Annotated in this window: 8 protein-coding genes; 4 read left to right on the top strand and 4 right to left on the bottom strand. The window is 35.2% G+C overall.

Annotated elements, in window-relative coordinates; all coding sequences use genetic code 11:
- The coding region (locus ACTG3Y_RS08840) for a WD40/YVTN/BNR-like repeat-containing protein (RefSeq protein ID WP_439152562.1) at positions 1-2,269 on the bottom strand (2,269 nt) is incomplete at its 3' end.
- A gap of 209 nt (positions 2,270-2,478) precedes the next feature.
- Between ACTG3Y_RS08840 and ACTG3Y_RS08835 the strand changes: the two genes are divergently transcribed.
- The 4 genes from ACTG3Y_RS08835 to ACTG3Y_RS08820 all read left to right on the top strand — a co-directional run bounded on the left by ACTG3Y_RS08835 (position 2,479) and on the right by ACTG3Y_RS08820 (position 8,689).
- Positions 2,479-3,771: an aminopeptidase P family protein gene (locus ACTG3Y_RS08835; RefSeq protein WP_439152561.1), complete on the top strand. Its 1,293-nt coding sequence runs from the start codon at positions 2,479-2,481 to the stop codon at positions 3,769-3,771.
- A gap of 5 nt (positions 3,772-3,776) precedes the next feature.
- Positions 3,777-4,163: a (deoxy)nucleoside triphosphate pyrophosphohydrolase gene (locus ACTG3Y_RS08830; protein WP_439152560.1), complete on the top strand. Its 387-nt coding sequence runs from the start codon at positions 3,777-3,779 to the stop codon at positions 4,161-4,163.
- A complete protein-coding gene (locus ACTG3Y_RS08825) occupies positions 4,160-7,063 on the top strand; it encodes a DUF3427 domain-containing protein (RefSeq protein ID WP_439152559.1) in 2,904 nt (967 codons plus the stop codon). The genes ACTG3Y_RS08830 and ACTG3Y_RS08825 overlap by 4 nt, the downstream gene beginning before the upstream one ends.
- A 261-nt stretch (positions 7,064-7,324) precedes the next feature.
- Positions 7,325-8,689, top strand: a complete 1,365-nt coding sequence (locus ACTG3Y_RS08820; protein WP_439152558.1) for an ATP-binding protein — start codon at positions 7,325-7,327, stop codon at positions 8,687-8,689.
- Positions 8,690-8,691: 2 nt separating this feature from the next.
- Here ACTG3Y_RS08820 and ACTG3Y_RS08815 read toward each other — a convergent pair whose 3' ends face one another.
- Genes ACTG3Y_RS08815 through ACTG3Y_RS08805 form a run of 3 tightly spaced genes read right to left on the bottom strand, consistent with a single transcriptional unit; the run spans position 8,692 to position 12,244 of the window.
- On the bottom strand, positions 8,692-9,396 hold the full coding sequence (locus ACTG3Y_RS08815; protein WP_439152557.1) for a DNA adenine methylase: 705 nt from the start codon (positions 9,394-9,396) through the stop codon (positions 8,692-8,694).
- Entirely contained in the window at positions 9,396-10,673 is a 1,278-nt protein-coding gene (locus ACTG3Y_RS08810) for a branched-chain amino acid transport system II carrier protein (protein WP_439152556.1), read from the bottom strand. Before ACTG3Y_RS08810 ends, ACTG3Y_RS08815 begins: the two co-directional genes overlap by 1 nt.
- Entirely contained in the window at positions 10,673-12,244 is a 1,572-nt protein-coding gene (locus tag ACTG3Y_RS08805) for a serine hydrolase (protein ID WP_439152555.1), read from the bottom strand. The genes ACTG3Y_RS08810 and ACTG3Y_RS08805 overlap by 1 nt, the downstream gene beginning before the upstream one ends.
- Between the last annotated feature and the right edge of the window lie 48 nt (positions 12,245-12,292).

The following is a 12,292-nucleotide window of genomic DNA, read 5'->3' as shown; positions in this document are numbered from 1 at the left end:
TATTTTCGTTTGAAGGATCTTCTTTAATCACGTTAACTGGTGACGCAGGAATATTGCCGCTAATATCTTTCCAGGTTTGCCCATAATCGTCACTCATATACGCATAGACTTTAAAATCATCCCAACGATACCCATTCAAGGTGACATAAACGCGCTCTTTTTTGTGTTGTGATGCAATCACACGACTTACCCATAAATCTTTGGGTAAGTTGCCTGTAATATTTATCCAACTGCCACCGGAGTTTTTTGTCATTTGCACCAAACCATCATCACTACCTGTGTAGATTAAACCGAATTGGAACGGACTTTCACTAATCGAAGTTAACGTACCATAAGCGACATTTCCTTTTTTACCTCCGTTTGTTAAATCATCACTAATAGCGACCCAATCATCTCCCTTATTCATAGAGCGCATCAATTTATTCCCTCCTAAATACAAAATATCCTGATTATGTGGAGATAATAAAATTGGTGTTTGCCAATTAAAACGGTAAGGGTTTTCACCCAAGGTATGTTTTGGTTGAATATAGGTTTGCTCCTCCTTTTCTAAATTAAGTCTGGAATAATTTCCGAACTGATAACCTGTATAAACGATATTAGAATTACGACTATCTATTTGAATTTGCATACCGTCGCCTCCCATAATACCTTCCCAAGGATATTGACCGCGTTGATGCCAACTCTTATTTTCTCTGGCATTATTTGGTCCTTTCCAAACACCATTATCCTGTAAACCACCATAGACATTGTATGGCTTTTCATTATCCACATTAATGGCATAAAATTGCCCAACCGAAGGAGAGTTATTTTTAATCCAGTTTTCACCATCATCGTACGTGATATTGACTCCACCATCGTTACCATCAATCAGGTGATTTGGGTTTTTAGGATTTATCCAAAGGGCATGATGATCGGCATGTACATTTTCAGCACTAATAGATGTCCAGTTTTTACCACCATCTTTAGATTTGACGATTGGCACACCATAAATATAAATATGATCTTCATCGGCTGGTGACACATGTATATGTCCAAAATAATAACCATAACTAAAATAGATACCATCTAAATAATCATCATGGGTTTTTTTCCAGGTTTTGCCACCATCTGTACTTTTATAAACCTCAGCGCCAACAACAGGAGTGTCAAACAACATGGAATTCGCGTCTTCCAAATATTTGGCCAAATCAATAGGTTTTACATTACCAGAACGCACCATTTGTTTCACATTCTGAGCTCTGTACTTTTCCTGAAAGCCATTCGTCTTTAAAAAAGTATTTAATTTTTTATCCTCTAAGGCTAAGAAATCTGCATTAGACATGCTCTTAAAATCATCTTTTGTTAGACCACGTGTATCATCATCTTTTTTCTTGTCTTCTTTTCTTCTGAACTGACTATCGTGTACCGCATACACCACATCATCATTATATACAGCAACACCAATACGACCAACACCATCACCTGTTGGGAAACCACTATCTTTAGTAGATACTTTTGTCCATGTTTCGCCAGCATCTGTACTTTTATAAATGCCTGAATTATTGCCATTTCCTGAAAAATTCCAGGCCTTTCGGTCTTTGGTCCAGGACGTTGCATACATCACATTATAATTATCAGGGCTGTGCTGTAAATCTATAATACCACTCATACTATCAACAAATAGCGTTTGCTTCCAGGTCTTTCCACCATCAGTAGTTTTATAAACACCACGTTCATCGTTTGGTGAATATAAATGGCCTGTCACACCAACCGTCACTACATCAGGATTATCAGGATGAATTAATATAGGCGCAAAGTGATGCGCATCCATTAAGCCCATATTGTTCCACGTTTTGCCATTATCCGTAGATTTTAAAATACCAATACCTGCATATGAGGATCGCGACGCGTTATTCTCACCTGTACCAACGTAAATCGTTCGTGTTGGCCAATGTACTGCGATATCACCTACGTTCTGTGTATCCGCATTATCTAAAATCGGAGTAAATGTCGTTCCGTTATTAACGGTATGCCAAACTCCACCTGATGCATAACCGACGTAAAATTCTGATGGCATCTCCGGATTCACATCCACATCGACCACACGACCACTCATAATCGTTGGTCCAATATTCTTAAACGGCACATTTTTAACCAATGACGATTGTGTCATTTGTCGTTTTTGTTCTAAAGCGGTTTTAACAGTTTCGGCAGAGGTTGCTGGTTGTTGCGCAAATGCAAAACCCACGCTCATACAAAGGAAAAAAGAAAGAAATTTTGAATATGACATATTGGTTAGTTTTAAGAAAGTTGAATTTAGCTATTTATCTCTATATCCTCAAAATTTATAAACAAAGTTTAACAGATTAACACCGTAGGCTTGGGCTTGCGTTTTTGTTTGTTTATTTTTGAGATTCCTAGATAGTAATTATTCGCACTTTTCTTAAGAATACACTTCGACAAGCGCAGTGTGACCAAACTGATAAAAATAAATTCGAAATGAAATACGATCTCATTGACAACAAGCTCTTTATAAACAACCGTAAAAACTTTGCAAAATACATGCAGCCCAGTAGTTTAGCGATATTTAACTCTAACGATATTTATCCCACAGGTGCCGATAGCACCTTACCTTTTGCACAGCATCGCGATATTTTTTATCTCAGTGGTGTCGATCAGGAAGAAAGTGTTTTGGTGCTGTTTCCGGATGCTCCTAAAGAAAAGCATCGTGAGATTTTATTCTTAAAAGAAACCAACGAACATATAGCGGTTTGGGAAGGTGAAAAGTTAACTAAAGAAGCAGCTTTTAAAACCTCTGGCATTAAAACGGTGTATTGGTTACAGGATCTCGAAAAAGTACTTTTTGAGTTGATGACGCAATGCGACACAGTATATATAAACACCAACGAACATTACCGTGCTAATGTAGAAACTGAAACACGCGAAGCTCGTTTTACCAAGTGGTTAAAAGATAAATATCCTGCGCATAGTGTAGCGAAAAGCAATCCTATTTTACAGCGTTTACGTTCTGTAAAAGATCCGATTGAACTCGATATTATGCAGCAAGCGTGTGACATTACCGAGAAAGCGTTTCGTCGTATTTTAAAATTTACCAAACCTGGTGTTTGGGAATACAATCTTGAAGCGGAATTTATGCACGAGTTTCTCAACAACCGTTCTAAAGGTTTTGCCTATACTCCGATTATTGCCTCAGGTAATAATGCCAACGTGTTGCATTATATAGAGAACAATCAGCAATGTAAAGCTGGCGATTTAATATTGATCGATGCTGGTGCGGAATATGCCAATTACTCCAGTGATATGAGTCGTACGATTCCTGTTTCCGGAAAATTTACAGACCGACAAAAAGCCGTTTATAATGCGGTAAACCGTGTTAAAGATGAAGCTACCAAACTACTGGTTCCAGGAGCGCTTTGGGAACAATACCATGTTGAAGTGGGTAAACTGATGACCTCAGAATTGTTAGGTTTAGGACTTTTAGATAAAGCTGATGTACAAAACGAAAACCCGGATTGGCCAGCGTATAAAAAGTACTTTATGCATGGTACCTCACACCACATTGGTTTAGACACGCACGATTATGGTTTACTACACGAACCTATGCAAGCCAATATGGTCTTCACTGTAGAACCTGGTATCTATATTCCAGACGAAGGTTTTGGTATCCGTTTAGAAGATGATGTGGTGATACAAGAGTCAGGCGAGCCTTTTAATTTGATGCGAAATATTCCTATTGAAGTTGAGGAGATTGAGGAGATTATGAATTCTTAGAATTTTTGAAAACTCTAAAAGTCACATGTGCAATAATCCAGTTTGAGAATAAGATTTTGGCTGTTCAGAGAAGTGAAAAAATGAAACTTCCATTGAAATGGGAATTTGCAGGTGGCAAAATTGAAGCTGGTGAGTCTGAAGTAAATTGTATTAAGCGAGAAATATTAGAAGAAATAAATATTCATATTGAAATAAACGAAAGACTCACACCTGTAATTCATGAGTATCCTAATTTAAAAATTGAATTAATTCCATTCATTGCTAATTATATTTCAGGAGAATTAAAACTAAGAGAGCATGCAAATTTTGTTTTAGCCAATAAAGAAGAATTACTTAATTTGGATTGGGCTGAAGCAGATTTACCAATCTTAAAAGAATTTTTAGCACTATGAATCAAGGTATTTACGAAGAATTAATCACACAACTTGTTTCTGAAAAGTTGAAATCTCTTGATAATGACAAGTTTTATTTAAAGAAAAACTTAATTGATAAAGAGGAAGCTTCAAATATTCTATCGAAGCACTTAGCACAAACCTTAAAACATGCTTTTCAACTTATTAAAGGTAAAACAGAATTACAAATTGAAATAGCTAACAAAATAATAAGATTACTAAAGGAAGAATTAAATAAGCAAGAATTCGATGATGATTTAATAAGTGTTGAAGGAGAAATTTTAAAAGCAGTTTTTTCTAAAACGGAAGCTCATTTTTCAAATCTAGAACTTCACTTAAAAGAAATAACACCATATACAAGACTCACGCAAAGCGAACTATTTACTGGTGGAAATGGTGGTTTATCATTGGAAAGTGAACTTAAAAAGGAGATACTTTCATCAAATCAAATTCATTTATTAGTCTCTTTTATTAAATTTAAAGGAATTATAATTCTTGAAAAAGAATTAAAAGAATTTACAAAACGTGGTGGAAAACTAAAAATAATAACAACTACATATATTGGAGCTACAGATTATAAAGCTATACAATTGCTTTCCAAACTCCCAAATACAGAAGTTAAAATATCATATAATACAGGTAACGAAAGACTACATGCAAAAGCCTATTTGTTCTATCGAAACACAGGATTTCACACGGCATACATTGGTTCTTCTAATTTTTCACGGTCTGCATTAACTGATGGTTTAGAGTGGAATTTAAAAATCACAACGAAAGAAGTAAGTCACATCATCGATAAGTTTCAAAAAACTTTTGATGCCTATTGGCAAAGTAATGACTTTGAGCTGTTTGATGATTCTATTCATAAGGGAAAACTTCAAAAAGCATTAAAACAAAGTAAACTAAGTAAGCCATACGAGAATACTACAGCCTTATTTGATATAAAACCATTTCCTTATCAAAATGAAGTATTGGAAAAACTAGAAGTAGAAAGAACTGTCCATAACAGGTTTAGAAATCTTGTTGTTGCTGCAACTGGAACAGGGAAAACAGTTATTTCTGCATTTGATTACAAAAGTTTTAAACAAAACAATAAATCTTCGAAGCTATTATTTTTAGCTCATAGAAAGGAAATAATACAAAAATCACTTTCTACTTTTCAGGGTGTTTTAAGAGACAACAACATTGGAGAATTGTGGGTTGACGGAATAGTTCCTGACAATTTTGAATTTGTATTTGCTTCTGTTCAAACTGTAAACAATCAACTTAATAATCACAAACTAACACCTGAGTTTTACGATTACATCATTATTGACGAATGCCATCATCAAACTGCAAATAGCTATAGAGCAGTAATAAATTATTTTAAGCCAAAAATATTACTTGGACTTACCGCAACACCAGAACGAATGGATGGTGGAGATATATTAGAAGATTTTGGTAATAAAATTGCAGCAGAGATAAGATTACCAGAAGCAATGAACAGAAAATTGCTTTGCCCTTTTCAATATTTTGGAGTTACAGATAGTATAGACCTAACTAATGTTAGTTGGGTAAGAGGTAAATATGTTGCTAGTGAACTCACTGACCTCTACACTGAGAGCGACAGAAGAGTGAGAGAAATAATTGACGCTGTAGATAAATACACCAAAGACATTAATGACGTTAGGACTTTAGGTTACTGCGTTTCTATGGAACATGCAAAATTCATGGCTGAAAAATTTACTTTAGCAGGATTAAAAGCAGATTATCTCACAAGTAATAACAGTAAAGACAGAGTATATATTCGTCAAAAACTTGAAAAGAAAGAAATTAACTTCCTCTTTGTTGTCGATATGTTTAATGAGGGTATAGATATTCCAGAAATTGATACAGTATTATTTCTAAGACCTACAGAAAGTCTAACAGTTTTCTTACAACAATTAGGAAGAGGATTGAGACTTCACGAAGAGAAAGATTGCTTAACAGTTTTAGATTTTGTTGGAAACTCAAAACCTGAATATAATTTTGAAAGTAAATTTAGAGCATTAATTGGCAAAACAAATACCACTGTTTTAAAAGAAATTGAAGACGATTTCCCTCATCTTCCTTTAGGATGTTCAATAATATTGGAAAAAAAGACAAAGGAAACTATTCTTAAAAATATTGCTTCAACAAATTCCTTAAGTTATTTTACTTTTATCTTAACAATTGCTAGGCAGAATTTTAAAGTAATTATTTCAGAATTGAATGAAAACGAAAAAACAATGCTTTTAATGTTACACTTTGATGTTTGGCAAAAAGAAGGTGGTTTTGATTCATTAGAAAAAAGCATTTATAAAATTGGGGCAAATACTATTTTAGTTGAAGAAGTAAAAGAAGTTTTAGAGTTATTAATTGAAAAAATAGACTTTATCGAACTACCTATTAGCCTTCCTTATAAACAACCTTTAAAATTGCATGCTCGATATACTCGAGACCAAATTTTAACTGCTTTTCAATTTAGTAGTTTCAATAAAAAATCATCAAATAGAGAAGGGACAGCTTTAAATAAAGATTTGAATACTGAGATACTATTTATCAATCTCCTAAAATCGGAAGAAAACTTTTCACCAACAACTATGTACGATGATTATGCCGTCACAGAATCATTGTTTCATTGGCAGACTCAAAACTCAGCAAGACCTGATTTAGGCAAGGGTTTATCTTATATCCGACATAAAGAACAAGAAAAAAGAATCTTACTTTTTGTTAGAGAAAAAGCAAAGAATGAGTTTGGTAATAGTTTAGGGTATGTCTTTATTGGAGAAGGTCAATTGAAAGATTATAGTGGCTCTAAGCCCATGAGTATTAATTGGGAATTAAACGAACCAATGCCACATTACTTATGGAAAGATGCGGCAAAACTTTCTATTGGATAAATTAAAATTATTCTTATTCTTAAAAACAAATAACCGCTCCAAACTCACCTTTGTCGATAAATTCTCAGCATGCTAAGCAAAAGTGGGTTTCGCCATCAAAATAGTTACAATTTCTGAGCTTTTGAGAAACAATACCTTAATTTAAAACTATATTTACCTTTGTTTTAATACAAATTTCAATATATTTTACCTTTGTTTTGTTACGTATTTATAATATATTTGCCCTTGTTTTGTTACAAATAAATTAATTAGTACATAAAATTGAACTTTAAAAGACATATAACCAAATCATTAGAGCAATGGAAATCTAATCCTAAGCGCAAACCACTTATTTTAAGAGGAGCACGACAAGTAGGTAAAACGACTACGATAAATGCCTTTTCTAAAAATTATGACCACTTTATAAGCCTCAACTTAGAGCGTCCCTCTGATTTACAATATTTTAAAGATTATACAGACGTAAAAACGCTCGTAGATGCGCTATTTTTAGAGTATAATATTACGACAGAATCACTAACTAAAACGTTGTTGTTTATAGATGAAATACAAGAATCGCCAGAAGCCATCGCTTTATTGCGCTACTTTTATGAAGATATGCCTCTATTACACGTTATAGCGGCTGGTTCTTTACTAGAACATGTAATGGATAAGGTAAAGAGTTTTCCGGTTGGTCGTGTGTCTTACTTATATGTACATCCATTAAATTTTTTAGAATATGTGGAGGCAAAAGGTAAAACTCAAGCATTAGATCTGCTTAACCAAATACCTGTAAAAGATTTTGCGCATCAAACCTTAAAAAAAATATTTCATGAGTATGCTATTATTGGTGGTATGCCAGAAGTGGTGAGTACCTATTTAGAAAAAAACACCTTAACCGCATTACCCGAAATCTATGAAAGTATTTGGCTTACTTATAAAGATGACATAGAGAAATATGCAAACAATAATACCGATGCGGTAATTATAAAACATATTATGGATACTGCACATCTATATTTAGATGAACGTATAAAATTTCAAAACTTTGGAAATTCAAATTATCGATCTAGAGAGGTTGGAGAAGCCATGCGTAACTTAAATGATGCTCGTATTATTCAATTAATTTATCCAACTACAGTTACTGAACCACCTATAAAACCAGATTTAAAAAAATCACCTCGACTACAATTTCTTGATACTGGTTTGATAAATCATGAATTAAACATTCAGTCAGATATGCTAGTCTTAGATGACTTAAGTACTGCTTATAAAGGTGCGATTATTCCACATTTAATTACCCAAGAGTTGTTATCTTTAAATTCATTGAGCTATAAAAAGCCTAACTTTTGGGTTAGAGAAAAAACACAATCATCTTCTGAGGTTGATTTAGTGCTTCACTATAAAGACAAAATAATTCCGATAGAAATAAAATCTGGTAAAGAAGGAAAACTAAAATCGCTGCATCAATTTGTAGAACGCACTAATCATCCTTATGCTATCCGAATGTATTCTGGAAAATTTTCTATTGAAGAACATGTCACATCTTTTGGGAAAAAAGCGTATTTATTGATGAATTTACCTTACTATTTAGGTACAAAAATTGAAGACTATATCGCCTATTTTGTAGCTAATCATCAATTAGAATAGATTCACCCACCATAAACAAACAACCGCTCCATACTTTCTTTAGTTGATACATTCTCAGCATGCCAGGAAAAGGTCGTTTTTGCCCCTTTTTCCCAAATACATGTAAAATCCTCTGGTGCGTTGTATTCGCTTATAAAAACGTGGTGACCAGCTTTGCTTTGTTGGCGACACCACTGCCAAAATTGGTCGTGGTCAAAGGTATCGCGATATTTTGTTGTGGATGCATATGGAGGATCGCAATAGATAATACATTGTTTTGGGATGTCTAATTTGGTATAGGTTTTACAGGATAATTGCACACCATCGAGTTTTGGGACTTGCTTGGTGATATTGCGGTAATGTTCGCCCCAATAATCGCGTTTGCCCTCCTTATCGCGTCGGTAGCCTGCAAACCATTTGCCACCAAACGAATTAAACCCAACATAACCGACTAAATGTTTTGGGTATTGGTTTTGGTTATATTTTATGTGTCGGTATTCGTCTTCACTGACTAGTTGTGGTGGATCCCAATTCTCATAAATCAACACTTGCCACATCGCCATGAGTTCCTGGTGTTGGTCGTTAGCGATACGTATGCCATCAACCTTGTCTATCATATTCATACCACCTGCAAAAGGTTCTAAATAGACTTGGTTGGGTTGCCTTTCCTTTAAAATAATGAGCAATAAGTCTTTGGCAAAACGTGCCTTGCTTCCCATGTACTTCATTAGACACTTACTTTTTTAGATTGCACTAAAGATGAAATGACAAACACCACTATAGTAGGTAAAACCCAACCTAAACTGTATTTTGCTAAAGGAATAAGCTCAACCATTGGTTGTAAACTTTCTTTGGGTAAAAAATAACCAAGCACATCAGGAATGCTAAACACAAAAGCCGTAACAACCACAGCTCTCGACACCAGTGGTGTTGCCAATTGGTCTGGTAGGATATTTAAAAGTATTAAGGCTATAGAAATAGGGTAAATGAGTAATAAAGCTGGGATGGCAATGTCTATAATAAAACCAACATCATAACTACCCATAACCACTCCTACAACACAACAAATGATGGCAATGTAAGTATAGATATTTTCCCTTTGCGGATATAAGGCCTTAAAGAAATCTCCCAAGGATACGACGATGGCCACAGCTGTAGTAAAGCATGCTAAAGCCACTAAAACACTCACAAAAGTGCCACCAATGTTTCCTAACATGGTTTGTGATAAACCCAATAACAAATCAGTTCTGGTGATGTCAGCAGCAAAAGTGTCGCTATAAAATGCTCCTAAAGCAATGAGGCCTACATAAATCACAAAGAGCCCAAACATCGCAATAGCACCAGACTTGGCGATAATGATCTTCTTTTCGGCATAGCTAATCGCCTCATTCTTGTTCAATGACATAATAATGAATCCTCCCATAAGGATTCCGGCTATAGCATCATAAGTTTGATAACCTTCGAGTAAGCCATCCACAATTGGTGTTTCAAACTTACTGATGCGCATGAGGTCTGGTGGTGATACCATACCTAAAACCACAATGGTTAAAACCATAATGACGATAATCGGTGTTAAAAATTTACCTAATAGATTAAGCGCTTTAGATCGGTTTAGTACAAAAACGAGTACCAAGGCAAAATAAATGCAACTGGTGAGTAATGGTGATGTGCCAAATAGTGGCGCAATAGCCATTTCGTGCGTTACTGCTGCTGTACGTGGAGCTGGCAATACAATAATTATAACAAACATGATGAGGCAATACACCAGACTAAATTTTGAAGATACTTTTTTACCAAAATCGAGCATAGAGCCTTGTAGTTTCGCATGACCAAAAAGGGATAGCATCGGAATTACAGTGGTGGTTACTAAAAATCCAATAGCCACCAACCACCAATCGGATCCCGAATTAAAACCTAAAAATGGTGGTAGAATTAAATTTCCTGCTCCAAAAAACCCTGCAAATAATGCAAACCCAAATAGAAAAATTCGTTTAGTATCGCTCATTAATTGGTCTTTACAAGTTCTAAATGGTGAAAGTCAAAACTGAAATCGGTAATAGGTGCGATGTATTTCATGCTTACTGAAACGGCTTCACCTTTTTCATTAAAGGTAAATTGCACAAAGACATCGGCATCAAAGCTTCTATTGTTCCATTTAGCGACAAAGGTCGTTGCATTGTACGGCAATAATTCGCCAAAGAGTCTTGGTGAGCGCTCGCATTTTATGCTATAGCTAGTTCCATCATGAGAAATACTGATATCACCAAACCAATCGTCTGTATAAGTACCAACAATTTGCTCAGGACTTGGAATGGTTAGATGCGTTTTTGCTTTTTCAACCTTAGCATAGACATCAGCTTTAATACTATCATTGTATTTTAAATAATCCGTATTACGAGTTCCATACCTTCCAAGCCAATTTCTATTTTCATAACCTAAATACGAATCTTTAATCGTGTTGGTAATGGTATTAAAAGCCGAACCATTCATTTGATTGGTCAACACTACAATCGCCAAATCTAAATCCGGAATCATCGTAAACTGTGTTACGGTTCCTAATAAACCACCAGTATGATAGACTTGTTTGTGTCCACCTTTAACGTCAGTAACAAACCAACCTAAACCATAGCCTCTAAAATTAGAATCGTACCAATCACCAGGACGAACCGTTAATGGTGTTTGTAGTTGCCACAACTCATGAAATAAGTTTTTATCCAATAAGCGTTCTCCACTTTCGGTTACAGCATCGTTCATTAAAAATTTCGCCCAGGTCATCATATCGTGCACATTACTCAAAATACCTCCGGCTGCATTTGCGGTTTCACTCCAGTCGTGCGGAATTTGAATCACATTGCCTTCTGCTCTGGTGTGTGCATCTATGATATTTGATTTATCAGTCACACGATTATAAGACGCTTTAGAGTTGGTCATCCCAACAGGTTTCAGAATCTTAGTTTCAATAAAGTCTTCCCAAGATAATCCGCTCACACGTTTTAAAACTTCACCAGCAATGATAAACATGTTATTGTTGTAAGCGAATTTACTTCTAAATGAGGTTTCTGGTTCTAAGTATTTTACTCCGTTAATCACGTCATCAACATCGAAATCATTGCCTTCCGGAAAGAACATTAAATCACCAGCACCTAAGCCCATACCGCTTCTATGAGTTACTAAATCTCTTACTGTGAAATTCTCTGTGACCCAAGGATCGTGTAATTGAAACTCTGGAATGTGCTTACGAACAGGGTCGTCCCAATTTAGTTTTCCAGCATCGACCATCATGGCTAAAGCGAAACATGTAAATCCTTTACTATTGGATGCCACACCAACCAACGTTTCAGAATTCATGTCTTTCTGAGTGCTTAACGAACGGACTCCATGACCTTTGGCGTAAACTTCTTTTCCGTCTTTAAAAATGCCGACAGAAATACCAGGTACATCAAACGTGGTTAAGGTTTCTTTAATGAGGTTGTCGAGTTCGGCTTCTTTAATTTGAGCATTTAAAGTAAATGCCATAATTAAAACTATAAGTGAAAGTATGTGTTTTAAATTCATGAAAACATCGGTTTCTGTCATTTCGAACAGATGTGAGAAATCTCATAAAACAGAGATTCATCGCTTTGC

Origin of the sequence: Winogradskyella sp. (genome assembly GCF_965656915.1) — a bacterium.
Classification (GTDB): Bacteria; Bacteroidota; Bacteroidia; order Flavobacteriales; family Flavobacteriaceae; genus Winogradskyella.
This window is presented reverse-complemented; position numbering and strand designations above follow the sequence as displayed.

Coding starts and splice junctions, on each gene's coding strand:
- ACTG3Y_RS08815 (WP_439152557.1), bottom strand. CDS start 9,396: ATGAAGTACATGGGAAGCAAGGCACGTTTTGCCAAAGACTTATTGCTC.
- ACTG3Y_RS08825 (WP_439152559.1), top strand. CDS start 4,160: ATGAATCAAGGTATTTACGAAGAATTAATCACACAACTTGTTTCTGAA.
- ACTG3Y_RS08810 (WP_439152556.1), bottom strand. CDS start 10,673: ATGAGCGATACTAAACGAATTTTTCTATTTGGGTTTGCATTATTTGCA.
- ACTG3Y_RS08835 (WP_439152561.1), top strand. CDS start 2,479: ATGAAATACGATCTCATTGACAACAAGCTCTTTATAAACAACCGTAAA.
- ACTG3Y_RS08805 (WP_439152555.1), bottom strand. CDS start 12,244: ATGACAGAAACCGATGTTTTCATGAATTTAAAACACATACTTTCACTT.